This is a genomic window from Nisaea denitrificans DSM 18348 (assembly GCF_000426505.1).
Lineage (GTDB): Bacteria > Pseudomonadota > Alphaproteobacteria > Thalassobaculales > Thalassobaculaceae > Nisaea > Nisaea denitrificans.
Map to the genome: position 1 here is coordinate 97,142 of NZ_AUFM01000019.1, position 21,929 is coordinate 119,070.

Below are 21,929 nucleotides of genomic sequence, written 5' to 3' on the forward strand. Positions count from 1 at the left end.
ATGGTTCAGATAGTTTATGCGACGGTGAAGAATCTCGATCAGCCGATAGGTGGTGTGATCGTGCAGGCGGCTCACGTCGCGAGCCTCAGGCGGGCTGGGTTCGACGCAAAAATCGCGAGCAGCTATGAAGGCGGGCTTCCGCCCTGGGTTGATCAAGATGCCGTTTTTGAGAACAGTAACCAGCTGGCAATCGGCCCCGGCGATATTCTCGTCCTGCATGACTCGTTACCTAGGCACACTTTTGACCGTGTCATGTCTATGCCAGTGAGGCGGGTTTTTTTCTGCCAGAATCACTACTTTCTCGGGGGAACATTGCAGCCTCACGAGCGGTTATCGGATTTCCCGATTGATGCTTTTCTCTGTGTATCAGAGCCGATCGCTGCGCACCTGCGCGATGCACATGGTGTTGCGGATCCGTTCGTCATTCGCCCGGCGATCCGTCCGGCCATTGGCCCGGCGGACGAGAAAAAAATCCAGGTTTGCTATATGCCGCGCAAGCGTATGATCGAATTCGGTTCGGTTATGTATGGATTGCGGTATCTGTACCCGCATATCGCGGGAACACCCTTTGTCAGCATTCATAACAGGCATCCGAATGACGTCGCCGCGATTATGGCGGAAAGTGCCGTGTTCCTTTCACTCAGCCGGAATGAAGGGCTTGGGCTCCCACCTCTCGAGGCGATGGCCGCAGGCTGTGTCGTGGTCGGTTATCATGGTGGTGGTGGTCTGGACTATGCGACGGCAGCCAATGGTCGTTGGTATGATGAGGCGACGCCTGACAACCTGGTTCATCTGCTCGCCGAGACGATTTTGTCATTGCGTGCCGATCCCAATGCATTTTCAGGACTGGTGGAGGCCGGGCGACAGACTGTTGCCGGATACACGGATCAGGCAATGGATGATGCGCTTCTCGACTTCTGGAGATCGTTCCTGTGATTGGCTTTGTCCTGATGGAGGGAGAACCAGCGTACTCGGAGAAGCGGCGCTTCTATCAGGGACAGATCGATCGGTTACGTGCTGGAGGGCAGGCAGCAGGTCTTTACGAGTTCTCAGATGATGCACGCCATCTGCCTGGTGACGGTGCAATTGCGGTGTTTGATGTCGCGTGCCGGAAGTTCCTGCGTCGCCATCTTGATGAGCGGCAGATTCCCCATGCGCCTATCATTTGGAACCCCTATATCTTTTTCCAAACCGATCATCATTGGATTCGGACTTCTGATCTTGTGGTTTCTGCGCTTGCTCCGGGCAGAGAATCGGGACGGATGTTACAAAAACTCGCCCTTGGGAAGTCGGTCGAAACACTTCGAATATCAGCGGAATATCTGGACTTTAATCCCAGTGCTCGAAACATCGTGGACCACTTGCAGGTGTCACGGATCGGCTGTTTCGGGGGTAGTCAGTTCGCGATTGATTTCATCAAAGGTATCTTGACACGAGGCTGGCCCGAGCTTGCTGAATGTGAGTGGGTTGATCTGGATGCTGAAGCCCTTGAGGAGTGGCGAGATAGGCTTGTGGGTTGTGATGTTCTTATCTCTCTCAGAGGGCTCTGCGGTAGTGCTCTCCCCCTCCTTGACGCTATGGCATCAGACATTGTGGTTGCTGGAATGCATGGCGGAGGTTTGCGCGATGTTGCATGTCCGGAAAACGGTATCTGGATCAACAGTGCGACACTTGAGACGGTTGCAGAAGAGCTGTCAGATGGCCTTCTGCGTCTGGCAGCCGATCCGGTGTGGCATCGGCAACTCATCGACCGAGCGTTTGAAACAGCTATAGAAAACAGCGTGGATGCTACTTTTGGTGACAATCTGGAGGTTTGGAAGCGGCTGACCGAAAGAGCCCTTTCAGCTTGATAGGACTTCCATAGCTTTCCGGGCTGCATCCATCCATGTGAAATTACCCAGGATCTGGCGGGAGCCGGCGCGCCCGCGCTTGGCCGCTTCTTCCCTGTCCTCGTAAACTTCGCGCATCAATTTCCGCAGATGCTGGGCGCACGGTTCGGCCCAGCATCCGCCAACATTGGCAGCTGATCTGTAATAATTATCTTCGATTGGGACCAGTTTGTAGGTCACGCGATAGGCCGAGTCGTCCATGAACTCGGTCGGCCCGCTATAGTCCGTTGCGATCACCGGTAATGCGCAGGCCATGGCCTCACAAATTGGAAGCCCCCAGCCTTCGGCTCGGAACGGGGAAACAAACGCATTGCAGGCGCGATACAGTTCGGCGAACCGGGCATGGCTCCGCACCGGAGGGATAACGACAATACGGTCTGGGCGCTGAAGCCGCATGCCGCGCAGGATACGGCCGATATCGAAATCCGGGTCGTGATGATTGTCGCAAGAGAGGACGAGGCGTACTGCATCGTCGGGGCCGAATTCCGCATCGAAGCTTTTGATGAGAAGTTCGGTCCCTTTGCGGGTTTCGAAGCGCCCGACATTCAGAAACTTGAACCCTTCATATGCAGCCAGTGCGTTAGTTGGTTCTATCTCCGGGTTGAACACATCAGGATCGACGCCTTCCGGCATGATCCGAACCTGACTTGCTGAAACCCCGTTGTCGATGAGCACGGAACGGCCCCAGGCCGTCGGAATCCATATTTCATCGGCACGCTTGAGCTTATCCAGCCAGCCGGCCGGGAATTCGGTCGATTCCCAGACAGTATAAGCAATCCGTTTACCGGGGGCGCCGTCGAGAATGTCCATCATATCGCCGTAGAGCAGGGCGATGGTCGCGCGGGGAGAGAGCTTCGTAAGCGCAGTCAGAACAGCGCGATCCTCTTGCCACGGTCCATCAAGGCCAAACAGCGGGGAAGCTGCGACAGGTATCAGTTTCGACAAGTTATCGAAGAAATTTCGAGTGTGAACATTGTATCCGAAACGCCCGTCAAACCAGCCGATCGCATGCACCAGGCTGCTGTTCATTGCTTCTGGTTTTGCTTCAGGAAAGGCCATGATCTTCAATGAATGTGAGCAATTGGCTTACCTGCCGATCCCAGGAAAGCTGATGCATCCGTTGGGCGCCGCGCAAGCCGATCTCGGCGGCTCTCTCACGATTTTGGTAAACGTATTCCAGCTGCTCGACGATCTCCTCAACTGAGGATTCACCCCACCCTGTGGTGTCGAACCCCGGTTCGGGCGATGGCACCGGTGATTGGGATTTGAGCGGGATGCAAGCCCCTTCATGAATAATGTCGAGGTGCCCGGTGTTGCTGGAGATAATTGTTGGGATGCCGCAGGCCATCGTCTCCATGGCAACGAGATTTGTTCCCCCCTCGCAACGGTTCGGGAAGAGGGCAACGTCGGCCTCTCTCATCAGTCCCTGAGTCTCACGATGCGGATAGTTCGTGAATGCATACACGTGCTTTCTACTGAGGCCGAATATTTCAAACCACTTGTCGATTTGTAGATGGCCTCTGGCATTGGGAGCTGGCACCGAGGGGAGATGTGGTGAGTTGGAAAATTGTCGATAGGCCGAACTGTGGGGCCATTGATTGTCCCAGATACAAAGAAGAAGGGTTTCGGGGTGCCGCTCGATGAAGATTTTCAGGGCTGCCAGCGCGATGTCTTGCCCTTTCCGATATTCCATCTTGCCACCGGCGAAAATGACAAAGCGGTCACCGAACAAGCCCTTTTTGGGCGCCGGGTGAAATTGCGCCGGATCAACTCCTTGGAAAATAACGCTGGTTTTCTCCACGCCTGCATTTTTCAGAATTTCACCGTTCCACGTCGACCCGGCTGTGACGCTTGCAAACCGTTTGTAGGTCTCGGATTCTTCTTTTCGGATGTTGGCGTTCTCGAAAAAAGTCAGCGCGTGATTATGACTGCCAATGACACCAAGAGAATGATCTGCAAATTGTGGCTGGACGCCTGTGCCGCGGGCATGGAGGATTGGAATTGGTAGCCGCTTACCCGTGTTTTTGAAGGGGATAAGCCCATCTGGTTGTTGCAACAAGGGCTTTTCAGTCAACCTGGAAACTACAGTTGCTTCCAATTTGTCGACGACATCCAGATTTATGTCTTCAAGCATAACCGGAATAAACCTGGTCTTCAGGCTCATATACCGGATGATTTGGTAGCCGTAGATGCCCCAGCCCGTTACAGGCAGGATGGCCCAAGAAATTCCGATGCGTTGTGGTTTCATTTTTGGGCAGGGTCCAAGGCGGAAATAATTCCGTTAATCGCTGTCTCGTTCCAGCTCGAAGTTATAGATTTTTCCGCGGAAATAGCTGACAGCTGTCATGCGGATTTTATTCTTATCGCCCTCGTCAAAATAGATGGTCATGACGCGGTTCTCATTCTTGAATTTGACCAGCGTCCGCCCTTTATTGGAAAGATACTCAGCCTTGCGAACCGTGTCATTCAGATGAATGGTATCCGGTTCGAACACAACTACGAATAAGTCGTCGGCGATTTTGCCGTCAATCCGGAGTTCTTTGCGCGCTTCATCCGTAATCGTGCCGACCCACCGGCCATCGATAGCTTCTTCCTCTGACTTACAGGCTGCAAGGCTCAATACGAGAGCTATGGATGCAAGAATCTGTTTCATTGGGACCTGATCTGGTAGTGGCGTCGCGTCGAGGCTTAACAGGCGCCCGCGAGACCTGATAGAGTTCATTAGTCGATGCTGTGTCCCCGTTCAAGGGGCCGGCATGTCGCGGTTGCGCGTATGCAGGAACACGGTGCTATCGCCCTTTGTCGTACAAATTGGCGATTTCATCACGCAGAGCTTCGGATGCGCGCTGTTTGAGACGCTCCAAGATACTTTCCACCCTGCGGCTTTGCTGCGCGAGGTTTAACGTATCGGCTTGGTTTATCTGGGTCAGAAGTGTGATGATTTGGTCATCGAGAACCGGATAAATTCGGGTCCTGCTGGTTTCCCGCATATCGCTCTCGGATTTTACATTGACCAGGAACAGCTCGAAGTCCCGGTTTCGGGCAACAAGGTGCGACAAGGCGCGCATCCAATCTATGGAGTTCCGGCAAAAGGGGGTCGGATAGATCAGGGCTGCAACTTTCGTCGGCCCCGGATACTCACGGACGGCATTCGGGTTCAGTCCGGCAAAACGCGCGGCTGGCTCAAGGAAAATCAGGTCGGATTCGAGAACCCATTTGTTCGGCATCAGACGCCCATCCTATCGTAAGACATGGCGAATTGGGTCGTGCTGTCCGAATTGCCACATCTTGTGCTAAGCAGCGAGTTATCTTGAACATGGGTCCGGAATTCAACAGAGGGATTGGGTTTGATGGTTCGGAATAGCGAACGCGGGATCGCGGTCGTCACCGGTGGAGCCGGTTTTATCGGGAGCCACATGGTCGATCTTCTATTGTCCGAGGGGTTCCGTGTGCATGTGGTCGACAACTTTGTCGGCGGTCACCGTTCGAATCTGAAGCACCATGCGGACAATCCGGACCTCAGGATCTTCGAAGCGGATATCCGGGACATCGAGTCCATGCGGCGCGCCTTTGAAGGAGCACGTTTCGTCTACCACTTCGCCGGAATCGGCGACATTGTGCCATCGATCGAGCGACCTATCGATTACATGGCGACGAATGCGCAAGGCACTGTCCATGTCCTGGAATGCGCACGCGAGGCGAATGTCGAGAAGCTCGTCTATGCCGCGTCGTCATCCTGTTATGGATTGGCGGACACACCGACCACCGAGCTGCATCCTGCACAGCCGCAATATCCCTATGCCCTCAGCAAATATCAGGGTGAGCAGGCAGTGTTGCATTGGCATCAGGTCTATGGACTGCCAGCCAATTCCGTACGCATTTTTAATGCATACGGTACCCGTGTCCGGACTACGGGGGCTTATGGCGCCGTCTTCGGTGTGTTCCTTCGCCAGAAGCTTGCGGGGAAACCCTTCACGGTTGTCGGTGACGGCACACAGCGACGAGATTTCATTTATGCCTCTGACCTGGCGCGCGCATTTCATGCGGCGGCGCTGACGGAGAAGTCTGGCGAAATCTACAATGCCGGCGGCGGAAACCCGAAATCCATAAACCGGCTTGTCGAGCTGATCGGCGGCGAGGTCGTTTATGTTCCGAAGCGGCCGGGTGAGCCCGATGTGACCTGGGCGGATATTTCCAAGCTGCAGGGCGAGCTTGGCTGGGCGCCGGAAATCTCCTTTGAGGATGGCGTGGCCCGCATGCTGGCGGATATCGAACGCTGGAAGGATGCCCCGCTCTGGGATCCGGATTCAATCGCGGACGCGACGAAGACCTGGTTCGCCTATTTGGGTGACGGTGAAAAAGTCTGAAGAGATGACATGATGGGGCTGCCCTATGCGTGGGGAGCCTGGAAAGCATTAAGCGGAGTAAGATGAGGATGGAAGCGAGCAGGGCAAATCGGGCCCGGATCGGGGTTCTGGGATGCGGCCGGGTTTCGGCGCGTTACCGGGAAGTGTTCCGCGACGAATTGACGGACATTGCCGACGTTGTGGCGGTGACGGATCTCGATGGGTCAAAATCGGCATCCTTCGCCGACGATATTGGCGGCTGTCCGGTGGTTGCCGATATGGACGCGCTGCTTTCCGAAAAACCGGATCTGCTTTGCATCCTGACCGAGTCGGGCAATCACTATGAGCATGCGAAGAAGGCGCTTGAGGCCGGCATCAATGTGATCGTCGAAAAGCCCGTTGCCCTGCGTCTGGAGCATGCAGAGGAGCTGTCGCGGATTGCCCGGGAGCGTGGTCTGATCTGTGCCGAGATAAAACAGAACCGCTACAATCCCGCGATGCGTTTCCTGCGGGGCGCGATGGATGAGGGCCGGTTCGGCAAGCTGGTTTCCGTTGGTATCCGGGTGCACTGGAGTCGTGACCAGTCTTACTACGACGACCCCTGGCATGGCCGCTGGCGGATGGATGGCGGGGTGCTGTCCCAGCAGGCCATCCATCATATCGATGCCATGCGTTGGCTCGGAGGCCCGATCGAGGCGGTTTGCGCCCAGGGCCGGGCTGTGATCAACAAACTGGAAGCCGAGGATACGGCGACCGCGATCGTCCGGTTCGAGAATGGTGCCATGGGTACGATCGAAGCCACGACGGCGGCGCGTCCGCGGGATTTCGAGGCTTCTCTCCATATTGTCGGTGACAAGGCCCTTGCTAAGGTAGGCGGCCGGGCGATCAACCTGGTCGAGACATGGGAATCGATTGAGCCGCAAGCCGGTGACGAGGATGTGCAGGCAGCATTCTCCCAGGAAGTGCCGACCAGCTATGGCCTTGGTCACGGCCCCTATATTCGCGAGGTCATCGACTATTGGCGCGCCGGAAAGACGGATGTACCTGTCTCGGTTGATGAAGGCAGCAAGGCCCTCGCTTTCCTCCATGCCCTTTACCGAAGTATGGAAGTCGGCGGTTGGGTTGCGCTTAAGGATGCTCCGAAATCAGAGCGCCTGGGGCTCTAGCCCTTTGCGTGGGTCATTCGGATATGACGCGTGACAGTGATATGCCTGACGCTGATCCGTTAGTTATTCTAGAGGAAACCCTGCGTGCTAGAGCCGCGCGGGGGGCGCTTGCTGACGATGAAAAGCGTGAGTCTTTCCGGGCGCTAGCGCTATTGAGTCCGTCTGATGGCATGCGCTGGGCGGCTCTTGCCGGGTGCTGGCCGGATCGAGGAGCGACGCTTCTTCATAGGGCGATCATTCTGATACCCGGTGATTTTCGTCTGTACGTAAATCTGTCGAACAGGCATGTGCAGGCCGAAACGGTGGACAAAGCTTTCGTCAGCCTTCGGCGCGCGGCATTGCTGCAGCCCGGTTTGGCGCGGATCTCTACGAGCCTCTCTACCCTTATGGCAAAAAGGACAAAGCGTTGGAAATTTCAGTCCCATGCTTGGGTTCAGGGAGCGCATGCAGATACGGGAGTGGGGCAAGTAGAGAGTCAGATCGCGGGTGGCAAGATTCTGGAGCCCCTTGAGGTTGTTGAGAAAGTACTCCGATCCTCAACGTTGCTATCCGATGCATGGCGGTTGCGAGGCGTTCTTCAGCAACGACTGTATAAGAGTGCCGAAAGCCGCCGGTGTCATTGTCGGGCTCTGATTTGTAATCCAGCCAACCTCAATGCCTATATCGCCGCTTCAGGCTATTTTATCGAGCAGCGCGCATTCACGCGTGCGACCGGGTTGCTTGACTTTGCTGACATTCTAGCGCCTGGAGCGTTCGCTGTTCTCGCTAATCGGGCGGCGATTCTAGAGCGCACAGGGCAGTTAGAGGAGGCGCTCACGATTGCCAGGCGCGTGACCGTTCTTTATCCGCACATCGGAGAACGCTATTTCATCTGCGGCACGATTCTTCAAAGCATGGCCAATGTCGGCGATGCTTTGACCAACTTGCGACGCGCCGACATCGCTGCCCCGCAGGATCAAAGGTTTCAAAATAACTTGGCGATAACGCTCTTGAAATCCGGCCGCTATTCGGAAGGCTTGGCAACATATGAAGGCCGGTGGTTCGCGCCGGCGGAGATGCCTACGAGCGAACGTTCGCTCTGGCCAAATGCTTCTTTTGACCTGCCATTGTGGGAGCCGGGGCGCCCGGCAGCCGGAAAAATACTGCTCTGGGGCGAGCAGGGCGTCGGGGATGAAATCTGGGGGCTGTCTTATCTAACGGCGCTCGCTGACCGTCCGGAGCATTTTACGGTCGAGACCGATGCTCGGTTGATGCCTCTTGTCCAGCGTTGCTTTCCCAAGATCACGCCGTTGCCGAGACGTCTCGATGTGCAGGTCGACATCTCTGACTATCAGGCACAATTGCCTCTCCTGAGTCTTCCACATCGGCTGGGCCTGGCGGGGCAGCAGACACCGACAGGCTGGATGCGACCAGACCCCGAATGGGTGGACGCAGTCAAACATCGACTGACCGGGGGCAGGTCAGTACGTCTCATCGGCCTCGCCTGGCGCAGCACGAAACCAGTGCAACACCTCTCGTTTGCTATCGACGTCGAGAGATTCTCGAGACTCACAGCCATAGAGAACGCCGTCTTCCTACCGCTGCAATATGGCATGGGAGAGCATGAATGGGATGGGCTGGTCCGCGTTTTCGGAGAAGACCGGGTTGTGCGACCTGACTTCGATGTGCGCGACGATCTCGTTCGGCTCGCGGACGCCATCGCGGCCGCTGACGTTGTCGTTTCCCTGGCGACGGCCTTGGTCCCGATGGCTGTCGCTACAGGCACGCGCTCTGTGGCGATGTTGATGCCGGTCCAGCGTGATTGGCGTTATCGAGTCGGTGCACAACATTCCCCGATGCTGCCAAATTCGACATTGCTCTGGCCGCCGGGAAGTGAAGATCCAGAATCGATCCTAAGTGCGGTTGTAAAATCTCTTCGGTAATTTTCTGCGGCTAAAGTCTGCCAGCAATCTCCAATCTGTTGCCGAGAAGACACGGTAACAGATTGGATTTTGCCCGGATCGACGCGTCTTTGCCCCAATTGCGGAAGGTGAGGAAACCCTGCCGTGACAGACGAGGTGCCTGAAAAGATAAGGTGTTTATACATAACTAATTGATTTTATGAAATTAAACGAGATGCAAGGGGAGTGGTCAGCGTTCGGGCGCAGGAACGTAGGGGGAGCTTGGGTTGCGGTATTCTTGTGCGCTAAAACCGTCCGGTAACCGCTTGCGTTCATTAGGCAAGCGGTGTAATAAATCACCCGAGCCGTTTCGTCGCGGCTAGCAATAGGACTGGCGTTCGCTTGGTGTGCAGGATTTTTTGGTTGACGAAATCCAGATACGGCACCAAAGCTAACCCAGAACGGTTTTGGTGTAGCTTTGATGCTAACTAGGGGGTTGTAATGGCAACGATAACGGGCACCAGTACGACGGATACGATTACTGGCACGGGAGATTCCGATCTCATCACCGCTCTTGGTGGTTCGGATATTGTCTCCGCGCTTGGTGGTGCGGATCTAGTCTACGGTAATCAGGGTGGTGACACTCTTCTTGGCGGTTCCGGCGCGGACACCATGTTTGGTGGCCAGGGCGATGACACGCTGTCTGGTTCTGATGGGAATGACGTTCTCTACGGTAACCTTGGCAACGACAACGTTACCGCTGACGGCGACTCTGATATCGTTTATGGCGGTCAGGGTAATGACACGGTCGACGGCGGTTCCGGTGCCGACACTGTTTTCGGTAATCTCGGTAACGACGTGGTCAGTGGCGGCGACGGTTCCGACGTCATCTATGGCGGTGCCGGCAACGATGTGGTCTCGGCCGGTGACGGTTCGGATCTGGTCTATGGTAACTCCGAGCGTGATACCATTTTCGGTTCCGGCGGCGCGGACACACTGTTCGGTGGTGCGGATAACGACGTCATCGATGGTGGTGCCGACGCCGATCTGATTTACGGTAACAAAGGCGGCGACAGCTTGGTCGGTACCTCTGGTGCTGACACGCTTTATGGCGGTGCCGGTCTTGACACCATGAACGGCGGTTCTGAGGCCGACGTGATCTTCGGTGGTGCAGACAACGATTCCGTTATTGGTGGCGACGGCAACGACCTGATCTATGGTAACGCCGGCATCGACACTCTTAGTGGATCTGGTGGATCGGACACTCTGTTCGGTGGTGCCGATAACGACGTTCTCTACGGTGGTTCAGACGCTGATCAGGTGTTCGGTAATGCTGGAATCGACAGCATTTTCGGTTCCGACGGTGCTGACTCGCTCTTCGGCGGCGACGGTAACGACGTGATCGATGGCGGCTCCGATGCTGACCTGATCTCCGGCGACGCTGGTAACGACTCGATCCTTGGTACCGGTGGTAACGACTCGCTGTATGGTGGTGCTGGTGACGACACGATTGTCGCTACTGCCAATTCCAGCTCGGTCTTGCTTTATGGTGGTACCGGTAACGACAGCATGATGGCTGGTTCCGGCGTCGACACCCTGTTCGGTGATGACGGCAACGACATCATGTACGGTGCCGGTGCAACAGGCGCGAGCGATCTCCTGTCTGGTGGTGCCGGTGACGACATCATCTACGCGGGCTCGGCAGGTTCCGACATCATCTACGGTTCCGACGGCAATGACGTGATCTATGCCAAGCTTGCATCTACGGGTGGCAGCGAAGGATCAGACTCACTGTACGGTGGATCCGGTAATGACACCTTCGTCATCGAGGCATCTGATAATGCATCTCTCGGTGCCGGTGGAACTGTTGCCATCGTCTTCAACTTTGAAGACGGTACCGACAAGATCCAGCTGACCGGTTTCGGCTTCTCAGGCGGCTCGATCCCGGCGTTCCAGACCGCAGCTACGCTTACTGGAACCACCAACAGCCTGGTTCAGGTCAGCGGCTCCAACGAAGTCACTGTTGCCATCAACGGCGGCGGCGCTTCCGACTACACCGTGATCCGGGTCACCGGCGTCACCACGCTGGACCTGAACGACTTCACGTTCAGCTAAGTCGGAAACATATTTTGAATGAGGAAGGGCGGGCCAATATGGCCCGCCCTTTCTTTTTGTGATTATTGAAAATTGACAGCATTACAGCCGATTGTCGCAATCATTCCTGCCCGTATGGGATCCAAACGGGTCTGCGGAAAGAACCGCCTGCGTATAGGCGAACGCACACTGCTCGAGCGCACAATGGACGCAGTGGCTCAAAGTGGCGTGATCGAGCGGACAATTCTATCCACCGATGACATGCAGCTGATCTCGGCGGCTGAGCAGTACCCGGACATGGAATGCGATGCACGTCCGGTCGAACTTGCGGCGGATCAAACGTCTTCTGCGGATGTTCTCCGCTACCTCATTCAAAAACTGGGTCTGGAAACCTGCACAATCATTCTGCTGCAACTGACATCGCCTTTTCGAACCGGCGCGGACATATCGGCGCTGCTGGAAAGAATGGCAGAGAATAACGTCGAGAGCGGGGTTTCTGTCACACGCTGGCGCACGCCACCATCCCCGCCCTTCGGAACAACCGAGACCAGAACAAGATTGGGCTCGGAACAGACCACAAAAGGAAGCGAGCAGACGGACTTACGGGACAGGAGCTGGGCTATAAATGGGGCGGTCTATATATTCAAAGCAACAAAATTGCTGCGTGAAGGCGCGCTTTACGATCCGCAATCCGCCATCCATATCATGGAGCCGTGGCGCTCAATCGACATCGACTATGAGGATGACGTCAAAATCGCGGAGGCGATTGCCCGGCATTACAATCTCTGAATCGCCACTTTGGGGCACGGCAAGCTGATCAAGCGCAAAGCACCTGGAGCTTTTCCTTCAATAGAGACGCCTGCACCGAGATCATGTTGCTGTCTGAGACCTCAAAAGACTCAAAGCCGAACTCCCTGAAGAACCCGAGAATCGCATCCCTGTCGGGGTTGACAAGATGTCCGACCCGAAACTCCCAGAGAACGCCCCGAATCCGCCCGGACAGGAATGCCCCTCTGGCCCCCTCGAGAACATCGGCTTCACGCCCTTCGGTATCTATCTTCAGCCAGACCGGGCGTAATCCGGCCATCTCTCCAGCAGGTGAGGCGAGCAAGGCGTCAAGGGATTGGAGATCGATGTCAATCGTCCGGCCGTGGCTGTCTCCGGCCAGCCCGGATATGTGATGACCCATGCTCGAATTCAACCGGAGAGCTGCCCGACCAATTCGGTTTCCCAAGGCGCATTGAACAGCCGAAATCCGTTCGCTCAATCCATTGAAGCGCACATTCTCCGACAGGATATCGTAATTCTCCGGTGACGGCTCAACCGCAAGACAAGCCAATCCAGGAAGCGCATCGGATAGAACGAGCGAATACAATCCAAAATGCGCCCCGATATCGACCAGAAAATCGGAAGGTTCAATCAGCGAGGTTAACAACATTCGTTCACGGAATTCAAACCCAGAGCCGGAAAACTCGGAAAAGACAAACCGCAACAACCCGGAATCTTCGAGAAGCTCAACAGGAAACCGCAATTGAAGCTTTGTCGACGCTGCAGAGGCACTCTTGATCGGGAGATGCAAAAAGCCGTCGGAAAAGAGCCGGGATGGCAGTCGCAATATGTCGGATCCAGAACTCACTGGTTGTCTGCCTCGGTGCCTTGCGCCCGCGGTCTCCGCCGCTCAAGAACCCAGTCAATGGACGCCGAAAGATCGTCACGGACCGTGACGATCGACGCGTCCCAGCTCTCCGTCGCGTCCCTGAAAAACAGCCTAATATCGGGAATCCAGGGGATAAGGGGAGCCCCGAGCTGCTGCCAGATACTCTCCGTCGGAGATGTCCGGAACACCCACGTCGGCGTGCCAACCACCCCTCCCATAAAAGCGGTCGATGTCAGCGGAGTGACGATCGCGTCAACCGCGGCGCAGAGATCAACAACATCGGACAGATCATTCTTCAGATCGAGGTCGTCAAAAATAACAACATCAATCCCGCGCCGGGAAGCTTCCCGCCGAATGATATCGATTTCTTCATCCTCGTAGACATACTGAAGGATCACAGCGACTGAATTATCCGGCAAACTTTGCGCAATTTCCTCAGCGGTGAGGTACTGCGAGACACGAGCTCGGGCCATATTCCCGCTCCGCCAGGCAACACCGATACAAATACGGTGGTCGCCAGCTATCGCCGCAAGTTCATCTCGCCATCGGGTCACGCCTTCTGGCGACGGCTGGATCCATCCATTCCCGCTACGCATTTTATCAAGACCCAGAGTCCACCGATCCTTGATCAGCTGTCTAAGCCGGGCTGTAAACATGCTTGGCAAATGCCCAATCGGGACTTTGTACTGGATATCGTCAGCAAGCAGTCGCCGCTGGCATGGCCCTGTCATGGGCCAGAACTCGATTGTCGGGAAGGTCCTTTCAAACACCGGTATAAGGCGCTGGTCGCATTCCACTACAACCTGCCCCGGCGCGAGTTCTTCCGCATAGTAAAGGAACCAAGAAAACATGAGCTCATCGCCCATGCCTTGCTCCATGTAGATCAGCACCTTACTCGCCCGGGGAATTTTCTGAAGGGTCCATTCGGTTTGCGGAAACGGGCGTTTCTTGGATGGGAATCCCTTCTGGGCCCAACGATGACGGTAAAATGTGAAGCCTTCTTCGATCGCTCCAATGGCGAGGCTATTGAAGGCAACGCCCATACGAGCCACCGCATCGTTCGGCGACACCTCCAGCTGCCGTTTGCCGGCAGAAACTGCAAGATCCAGCTCGCCAACACCTCGATAGGCCATCGCCAGATTGGTGTATCCCGATTGAACCTTTGGATCTGACGTCAAAGCTCTCAGCGACGAGACGATGCCTCGTTCTGGTTTGAGCATCGTGCACATGGAAATTGTATAGGAGCTCCAAGCCTTCGCATATCCAGGTTCCAATAGGACTGCGCGTCTCAGAACCGGTTCCGCCTGCTCAGCCAGCGCCTTTTCATTGAAATGCGCCCCTATATTGTAGAGCAATTTGGGGCTTGCTTTGAACCGGTCGGCCGCCCGCGCGAGATACGTGGTCGTGAGGGATTCAAGATCCGCGATCTTGAGTGCGATCACCGCATCGTTGACCATGAAATCCGTGGAATCAGGGACGATAATGATCGCCTTGGCCCATCGCACGGGGGAATGCAGGCTTTCTACATTTCCCTCGGTTTCATCCGGTAGAATGGCCTGCATGCTGCCGGGATCATCCGGCTGAAGGACGAGAGCCATCTTGCCTAATCGGCGGGCCGTGTCCTTTGCGCCGCTCTCGCGGAAAAACATCGACGCGTAGCTGAGGGATTTTCCCTTGCTTGATTGAATGAGCTCAGGAGAGGCCAACTGTCCGGCATGGCCGGACCGAACGACCCATCGAATCACCTTTCGGCAGAGCAGAGAGCCGATGAAAAAGGTTTCAATGCTTTCGAGCAGAAACCGCCGCACGTCCGCGGCATTTCTGAATTCCGCACCTTTATCAATCAGCGTCGTGAGGACGAGCCGAGCAGAACTTTCAGGCGTTTCGATGTCCGGTTCTATCAGGAGCCATGAAATACTCCGAACCGGATTTCCGGTGCCGGAAAAAGCGAGTCCGGCGATCAGGCCGAGTTCCTGGTATCCGCGCCAGTCGCCGGGGTTCAGATCGCCTAATAATTCCGCGATTGTCGCCTGATCCCCCATGCGGTGCAGGCACCCGACGGCTCGGTACAAAGCATCCCGTCGCTGTGCCGCGTCTTTGTCACGATAGACACGGATATACCGGGCGGCGGCGGCGCCGTGGTTCTGGCTGAGTTCAAGAGCCATCGCAAGCCGGTACAGGTAAGCCGCGGGGTAAGGGGGGCCGGAAGCCTCGGATCGCTTGAAGGAAGACAGGGCTGACTGGATATCCTTCTGGCGAATGAAGTTCTGACCAGCGAGATCCCAAGCGTCTGAACGGCTTGGCGATTCAAGGAGCGAAACTGCCTGATCCCGGACGAGTGATTTCAGAATAGCGGAAGCGGTCAACTCTCAGTCCCTTATCTCCGATGTGCAGCCGGAATTAATTCTGCCGATCTGAATCGCGCAGAAAACGATCCAGCTCCTGTTTAATGCGGTCAATGAGCTCCGGCCAGTCCACGCCCATGCGAAACATGTGGATGCTGTCGTACCACAAAGCATCCTCTCCGGCAGTAAGCCAGCGCCAGTCCGGCTGCCGGCCGATCATGAGCCAGGTTTTCTTGCCGAGAGCACCGGCCAAATGGGCCAGGCTGGTGTCGACAGAGATCACGAGATCGATATCGTCCAAGGCAAGCGCGACATCGGCGAACGTGCCATCCTGACCGCAGAGCTGTGGCAGGTTACGCAGGACGGCGCTCTGCTCTGATCCAAGCTCGAAGGGCAGGACGTGGAAATTGGCTTTATCGGTCGTCTCGACCAGCTCGGCTATCAGCTCGGACGGGCATGAGCGCACATAATCGCGCGAGTTGTTCGGATTGCCTTTCCAGGCAAGGGCAATCCTTGGCTTACCCGATTTACTGGTGCGGCTGTCCCATGAGACGGGGCGAGGCGGGAAGATGTATGGTGTCCGGAACGGGACGGAGCCTGCCTCTGTATTGAACAGGCCGGGCAGGCTCATGGCCATCACCGCGTAGTCGAATGCCGCCTTCTGTCCGTCGACCACGATCCGGTCGATGGACGGGATCCATTCAAAAAGCCTGCGGAGCGGTTCCCGCGTAAAGAAGATCACGCGGGCGCCCTTCTCTTTCAGAAACGCGCAGTATCGCGCGAACTGGATATGGTCTCCATAGCCTTGCTCGCCGATAACGAATATGGTTTTGCCCTCAAGAGCGGCATGTCCATCCCATATTTTTTCTGAGCCAATAGATTGTTCAAGCGTTTTTACGCCTTCCCGCTGATCGTAGAGTGCAAAGCCCTGCTGCCAATCACCCAGTCTAAGTTTAGTGACGCCGAGCGCAATGGAAACGGATCTTGCGGTGGGGGCGGCCGCGACGGCGCGACGATACCAGGATTCCGCTTTAGAATAGTTCTCCAGCATCGAAAAAGCATGGCCACAGCCCTCCATCGCCTTCGGTAAATCAGGTCGATAGGACATGACTTGCGCAAAGCATCGCGCCGCCTCGTCGGGCCTGTTCATGGCATTGTATGCAATGCCAAGGCCGGTAAGACCTCGGATAGACCAAGGGCGTTTGAGCAAGGCTTCCATAAAGACCCGCGCAGCAACGTCATACTGCTTCTGTTCGAGGAGCCTTTCGCCAGTCATCAGAATGACGCGGAGCGGATAATCGCTGATTAAAGCTACTGGGGCGGCCGTTTCATCCACTTCCACTTTGAACTCAGACTTTATCTGCGCCATACCTTGCCCATAAGAAGAAGTCCGCTCATGGCTCCCTCATGGCCTGACTGAGGCTTTGGCTCAGCGGGGTCACGATGTATTCGAACAAAGTCCGCTCGCCCACTGAAATAAGAGACGAGACCGTCATGCCAGCAGTCAGCCGGACACCAGGTAGGTTATGCGAAAGAGATTCAGGATCTATCACGATACGGGCTTCGAAGAACTCCTTAGATGAACGGCCGTCTGTCACAGCGTCGGCTGACACGGACGTAAGGGTTCCTTCGATCGGAGGAGTAGTCCGTGGATTGAAAGCTGACAGCTGCAACTGAACCGGTGCGCCGATGAGAAGGACATCAATATCTTTCGGGTCAATCTTGGCCGAGACCAGTAACTCGTCCTCAGTCGGGATGATCGTCATCAAGGTTTCGCCGGGCCGGATGACGCCTTCAGTCGTGTGTATGTTCAGATTAACAATTTGTCCGCTCATTGGAGCCTTGATCTGGATGCGGTTCAAACGGTCGCGCCAGACGTTTTCCTGCTCCTGAATATCATTCAATTGCAGGGCGTTTTCACGTAACCGGGACGAGATTTCTGTTTCACGCTGGTTTTCCAAGGCTGCAAGGCGCAGGTCTTGTTCGTTGATGGCCTGTTTATACTGCGCGATAGTTGATTTGAGTTGAGCTGCGGCTCCGCGAAGTTGCTCTTGTCCACGCTCCAGCGAAAGGACGCGCGGCTTACGCTCCAGGCCTTTATCAAACAGTGTGCGAACCCCGGTGAGTTCCTCTTCCACAATCTCAATCTGCCTGTTGATAGACGCAAGCCGTTCAATTGAGCCATCAATTTGGGTTTGATACTGAGAAATCCGCTCCGCAATCAGTTGTTTTTGATCGTTGAGCGATTTCATCTGCTTCTGGAACAAAATTTCTTCACGATGAATAAGCCCCGATATCTCAGGGTCATTCTTCTGTTTCAGAATGATAGCGGGAAATTCGATTTTGCTCAGGCCGTCACGCTCTGTTCGCAGCCTTGCACGTTCTGCCAGCAGAGCAAATAAACGGTTTTCCAATTGTGCGATTTGCGCATCTGTCGATAGAGGGTTCAGCTGGACAAGTACTTGGTCTTTTTCGACGGTGTCGCCCTCATGGACGAGGATTTTGTCAACGATACCACCTTCGAAGTGCTGAACAACCTGAGGCTCGCTTGCGACATGGAGTTTGCCTGGCGCGCGGACGGCACTCGCTAGGGGGGCGACAACGGACCAGCCGCCGAAAAGCACGAAAAATGCAAACAGAACGCTCCATCCAAATAGCGAGGAGCGATGCCATGTCTGTTTGGTGAGCTGCGAGCCGCCGACGGCGCCATTATTCACGTCAACATCTCGCGCCTTGATCGGGAGTCGCTTCGTGAGAAAGTCGCCATCTAATGCAGGAAGGGTATCAGCCATTGAGGGCTCCAGTCATTTTTCTGCCACAGCCTTAACAGATGGTTTTTCAATGGTCTGCTGACTTCCGACGCCGCCAATCAGGGGCATAACTTCGTCGCGGTCGGAGAATTTTTGCACCATGCCGTCGCGTAGAACGAGGATCTTGTCGACGATCTGAAGGATATTTGGCCGATGTAGGATCACGACAACCGTCGCGCCACGTGTTTTCATGATTTCGATCGAGTTACGCAGGGCGTTGTCACCCTCCGTATCTAGGTTCGCGTTAGGTTCATCGAGAATTACAAGCTTTGGGTCACCGAGCAGAGCGCGCGCCAGGCCGACGCGTTGCCTCTGCCCCCCGGAAAGCAAGTTTCCGCCGAAGCCAACTTCGGTGTCATAACCTTGTTCCATCTGCAGAATCATTTTGTGCAGACCAGCCATTTCGGCGGCCTGAATGACCTGCTCATTGGTAATGGTATCGTCAAATCGCGCTATATTGTCTCTGATTGTACCCTCGAACAGGAGAACTTGCTGAGGGAGATAGCCGACATGTCGTCCGCGATCGTCGCTCGGCCAGCGATAGACATCGGCACCATCCAGACGGACAACACCGGCATTCGGCTGTTCTATGCCGGCAAGCAGGCGGGCGAGAGAGGTTTTACCTGCTGCTGAAGGGCCGATGATCGCGACTGATTCCCCTGCTTTAAGGTCAAAAGAAACCCGGGAAAGGATAGGTCGCTTCATGCCTTGGATCTGGAAGTGAACGCCTTCGACAGAGAGCGCACCTTTCGGCTCAAGTGGAAAAACGCTGTCTTCCGGTTTGCTTTTCGTATTGGTCAGTAGATCGGACAAGTATCTGTATTTCTGGATCGCATCTGATACCTGAGCCCAGGATGATACAACCGCTTCCAGAGGCATGAGCGCGCGGGATACGAGGATGACCGACGCCATCATTGCTCCGCGTGAAAGGCCACTTGTCGGGTCTACGATCTGAATGGCAGCGACGGTCATCACCGCCATCATGACGCCCATACGCATCATCTTGATCAAGGCCTGGATGATCCCGGATGCCTGACTGGCATCGTTTTGGAGCTTAAGCGAAAGCTCATTGTACACAGACCAGCCGGCCATGAGGGTCTTTCGCATCCCCATAGCTTCTACGATGTCGGCGTTCTCGATGGCGGATCGACTGATTTTTCTGGCGCGGCCCGCGGCTGCGGAAGCCCGCTGCAGTTTTCCGTCAGAGATCGCTTTATTGACAGCAGCAAGAATCAGCAGAATCAAGCCGCCGATCGTTGCTGTCATGCCGATGCCAAAGTTCAGCGCAAACAACACCATCATGAAGATGGGGATGAACGGTACGTCCATAAGCATGAAAATGCTTTGGCCAGAGAGAAACTGACGGAGCCCCTGCAGCTGATCAAGCGCGTCGCTACCACCTTTACCTCTTGCTAGACCACCTAATACGGATTTTTCAAAAAGCTGCGGGGAGACTTGCTCGTCTATCCAGGCGCTGACATGCGTAAAAACATACGTTCTGGCTATGTCGACCAGCGCTTGCACAAGCAGTGCTGCAGCAGCCATGAGCGCCAGCATCGTCAAGGTTGCCATGTTGCCAGTCCCGAGCACTCGGGAGAACAACGAGAACATGTAAAGTGGCATTGTCAGAATCAGCATGTTCACGACAAAGCTGAACACGCCAGCGGTCACGAAAGCGCTACGGCACCCTTCAAAAATATGCCGCATTGGATCGTCGAGCGCCGAACTGGCCTCTGACGGCGTTTTTGCTTTCGCCATAAAGATCTTGTCCGTACTTATTGATATACTGCTTGAGTATAGCAGAATAACGCAACGCTATCTGAGTTGAGAATGCATCGCATAATTCCACACACTTCTCTGACGCCGAACTTGCATCGCAGCTTCCGGGAATTCATAAGCGCGTGCGGTTAGAGTATCAATGATAATTCGTCTCCTGTGACAACAAGGTACACGATCCATGAAAGTCCTGTTCGTACATCAGAACATGCCCGGCCAGTTCAAGCATCTGGCGCCGGCGTTGGCCGCGGATGGACATGACGTCGTGTTTCTGACGAAGCGAGGCAAGCCGAACCTGCCCGGTATCCGCAAGGTCGAATATGAATTGCACCGCCAGGCCGGGCAGGCCCCGCACCGGTATTTTGATCGATACGAGGATCAGATTTTGCACGGGCAAGGGGTGACGAAGGCCTGCCTCAAGATCAAGTCATCGGGCTTTGAGCCGGACGTGATCTGCGCTCATACGGGATGGGGTGAGGCCATGTTCCTGAAAGACGTGTTCCCGCAGGCACGGCTTTTGAGCTTCAATGAGTTCTTCTATCGCTCGCACGGCACCGATACCGACTTTGTCAATAAAGGGTCTGATATCGACCGCGACTGCCGGACCCGGGTCAGGAATGCCCACATGCTTTTGAGCATGGCTGCGTCTGACTGGGGATATGTTCCGACCTACTGGCAATGGTCGACACATCCGAAAGCCTTTCGGGAAAACATGACGGTTGTGCATGACGGGATTGATACGGAAGTCTGTGTCAGGGACAGGGATGCCTATATCGACCTCGCCGATGGGCGTCGCCTTACCGCCAAGGATGAGGTCGTGACCTATGTTGCCCGTAACCTTGAGCCCTATCGTGGTTTCGACGTAGTTGCACGATCTCTTGAGAAAATTCTGAAAGGCCGGCCGAACGCACACATCCTGATCACCGGGGGTGAAGAGGTGAGCTACGGAAATGGTCCGGGCTATGCCGAAAGCTGGAAAGACGCCCTGATCCCGCATCGCTCGCTTGACGTCTCGCGGCTGCATTTTCTCGGACGGCTGCCCTATGAGGAGTTCGGCCGGATGCTGTCGATTTCACGGGCGCATATCTATCTGACTTATCCGTTCGTGCTGTCGTGGTCGATGCTCGAAGCCATGGCGAAGGAATGTCTCGTGGTGGCCAGTGGCACAGCACCCGTGCGTGAAGTGATTCGGCATGGGAAGAACGGTATTCTTGTTGAGTATGGCGATGACGATGCGCTTGCAAAAGCAGTTGTGGAAGCGCTGGCGAAAGGCAAGAAGCTAGACTCTGTGCGCAAGGCGGCGCGGAAGACCGTGGTCGAGCGCTATGACCTCAAGAAGGTCTGCCTCCCTATACAAAAAGAAATTATCGAGAAGCTCGGCCGGGGGGAACTGCCCGAAGCGACTGCTGATGTTCCGTCCGATATCGCAAAGGCGATGGGTTGGCATGCAACGAAGACCCGCGACCTGGCGCTGTGGTCCGAGATGGGTGCGTGATCCACATTCCAGTATCGGAGGCGGAGCGCGCAGCGCTCAAGGCAAGGACCAGTGCCGCTTTCCGGGCCGGCGATTTGGCGGCGGCACAAGTCGAGCTTAAGAGATATGTCTGCCTGTTTTCTGAGGACGGTGCGGGATACGCCAATCTGCTTGCCGTCGCGCGCAGGCGCGGCATGCCGATACCAGACCTCTCCATCCTGACGCGGTATGCCCTTTTCGCGAACCCTGATACCCCCGGCCCTTTGGTGGCGCTGTTGACGGCATGCGTCGAATTGCAGGCACCATTGCCTGACTGTGTGCCAGCGTTCCTTGCGAGATATGGAGCCGACCCTGATGTGACCCGGGCGCATGCGATTTATCTGCATGGTCAAAGCGGAGCGGAGGCTGCTGAAGCGAGGGTTCGTCAAACCCTTGTGTTCCATCCATGCTCAGCCCAACTTCACACCCAGTGCGGGCTCTTATTGCAAAGCG

General features: G+C 55.5%; 17 protein-coding genes. 8 read left to right on the forward strand and 9 right to left on the reverse strand.

Features of this window, described 5'->3' with window-relative positions:
• Both K328_RS25920 and K328_RS0114510 read left to right on the forward strand, forming a co-directional pair.
• The gene (locus tag K328_RS25920) at positions 1-936 is read left to right on the forward strand and encodes a glycosyltransferase (RefSeq protein ID WP_028466589.1); all 936 of its coding nucleotides are present in this window, start codon (positions 1-3) and stop codon (positions 934-936) included.
• On the forward strand, positions 933-1,850 hold the full coding sequence (locus tag K328_RS0114510) for a glycosyltransferase (protein ID WP_028466590.1): 918 nt from the start codon (positions 933-935) through the stop codon (positions 1,848-1,850). The genes K328_RS25920 and K328_RS0114510 overlap by 4 nt, the downstream gene beginning before the upstream one ends.
• On the opposite strand, the gene K328_RS0114515 is transcribed toward K328_RS0114510, so the two are convergent.
• The 4 genes from K328_RS0114515 to K328_RS0114530 all read right to left on the reverse strand — a co-directional run bounded on the left by K328_RS0114515 (position 1,842) and on the right by K328_RS0114530 (position 5,116).
• Positions 1,842-2,948: a glycosyltransferase family 4 protein gene (locus K328_RS0114515; RefSeq protein ID WP_028466591.1), complete on the reverse strand. Its 1,107-nt coding sequence runs from the start codon at positions 2,946-2,948 to the stop codon at positions 1,842-1,844. The two genes, K328_RS0114510 and K328_RS0114515, sit on opposite strands and share 9 nt — an antisense overlap.
• Positions 2,935-4,137 (reverse strand): glycosyltransferase family 4 protein, encoded by a 1,203-nt coding sequence (locus tag K328_RS25925; RefSeq protein ID WP_051284937.1) that lies wholly within the window; start codon positions 4,135-4,137, stop codon positions 2,935-2,937. The genes K328_RS0114515 and K328_RS25925 overlap by 14 nt, the downstream gene beginning before the upstream one ends.
• Before the next feature lie 33 nt (positions 4,138-4,170).
• Positions 4,171-4,542, reverse strand: coding sequence for a hypothetical protein (locus K328_RS0114525; protein WP_028466592.1), 372 nt, complete (start codon positions 4,540-4,542; stop codon positions 4,171-4,173).
• A 136-nt stretch (positions 4,543-4,678) separates the two neighbouring features.
• Complete coding sequence (locus K328_RS0114530; RefSeq protein WP_028466593.1) at positions 4,679-5,116, reverse strand: hypothetical protein; 438 nt, start codon at positions 5,114-5,116, stop codon at positions 4,679-4,681.
• Between the two features lie 123 nt (positions 5,117-5,239).
• On the opposite strand from K328_RS0114530, the gene K328_RS0114535 reads away from it, so the two are divergent.
• The 5 genes from K328_RS0114535 (at position 5,240) to K328_RS0114555 (ending at position 12,164) form a co-directional block, all read left to right on the forward strand.
• Entirely contained in the window at positions 5,240-6,256 is a 1,017-nt protein-coding gene (locus tag K328_RS0114535; RefSeq protein ID WP_028466594.1) for an NAD-dependent epimerase/dehydratase family protein, read from the forward strand.
• A gap of 68 nt (positions 6,257-6,324) precedes the next feature.
• On the forward strand, positions 6,325-7,401 hold the full coding sequence (locus K328_RS0114540) for a Gfo/Idh/MocA family protein (RefSeq protein WP_051284938.1): 1,077 nt from the start codon (positions 6,325-6,327) through the stop codon (positions 7,399-7,401).
• Between the two features lie 41 nt (positions 7,402-7,442).
• A complete protein-coding gene (locus K328_RS0114545; RefSeq protein ID WP_028466596.1) occupies positions 7,443-9,323 on the forward strand; it encodes a tetratricopeptide repeat protein in 1,881 nt (626 codons plus the stop codon).
• A gap of 459 nt (positions 9,324-9,782) precedes the next feature.
• Positions 9,783-11,396, forward strand: coding sequence for a calcium-binding protein (locus K328_RS24190; RefSeq protein WP_051284939.1), 1,614 nt, complete (start codon positions 9,783-9,785; stop codon positions 11,394-11,396).
• Positions 11,397-11,468: 72 nt separating this feature from the next.
• Positions 11,469-12,164, forward strand: coding sequence for an acylneuraminate cytidylyltransferase family protein (locus tag K328_RS0114555; RefSeq protein ID WP_156901366.1), 696 nt, complete (start codon positions 11,469-11,471; stop codon positions 12,162-12,164).
• A gap of 28 nt (positions 12,165-12,192) precedes the next feature.
• Here the strand turns inward: K328_RS0114555 and K328_RS0114560 are convergent, their stop codons facing one another.
• Genes K328_RS0114560 through K328_RS24200 form a run of 5 tightly spaced genes read right to left on the reverse strand, consistent with a single transcriptional unit; the run spans position 12,193 to position 19,945 of the window.
• The gene (locus K328_RS0114560; protein WP_205620673.1) at positions 12,193-12,990 is read right to left on the reverse strand and encodes an FkbM family methyltransferase; all 798 of its coding nucleotides are present in this window, start codon (positions 12,988-12,990) and stop codon (positions 12,193-12,195) included.
• Positions 12,991-13,007: 17 nt separating this feature from the next.
• On the reverse strand, positions 13,008-15,398 hold the full coding sequence (locus K328_RS0114565) for a UDP-N-acetylglucosamine--peptide N-acetylglucosaminyltransferase SPINDLY family protein (protein WP_028466599.1): 2,391 nt from the start codon (positions 15,396-15,398) through the stop codon (positions 13,008-13,010).
• Positions 15,399-15,432: 34 nt separating this feature from the next.
• Positions 15,433-16,746, reverse strand: a complete 1,314-nt coding sequence (locus K328_RS0114570; RefSeq protein WP_028466600.1) for a tetratricopeptide repeat protein — start codon at positions 16,744-16,746, stop codon at positions 15,433-15,435.
• Between the two features lie 25 nt (positions 16,747-16,771).
• Positions 16,772-18,169, reverse strand: coding sequence for an HlyD family type I secretion periplasmic adaptor subunit (locus K328_RS24195; RefSeq protein WP_051284940.1), 1,398 nt, complete (start codon positions 18,167-18,169; stop codon positions 16,772-16,774).
• Positions 18,170-18,181: 12 nt separating this feature from the next.
• A complete protein-coding gene (locus K328_RS24200) occupies positions 18,182-19,945 on the reverse strand; it encodes a type I secretion system permease/ATPase (RefSeq protein WP_051284941.1) in 1,764 nt (587 codons plus the stop codon).
• Between the two features lie 199 nt (positions 19,946-20,144).
• Here K328_RS24200 and K328_RS24205 point away from each other — a divergent pair, with 199 nt between their 5' ends.
• On the forward strand, positions 20,145-21,458 hold the full coding sequence (locus K328_RS24205) for a glycosyltransferase family 4 protein (RefSeq protein ID WP_051284942.1): 1,314 nt from the start codon (positions 20,145-20,147) through the stop codon (positions 21,456-21,458).
• Positions 21,459-21,929: the final 471 nt, after the last annotated feature.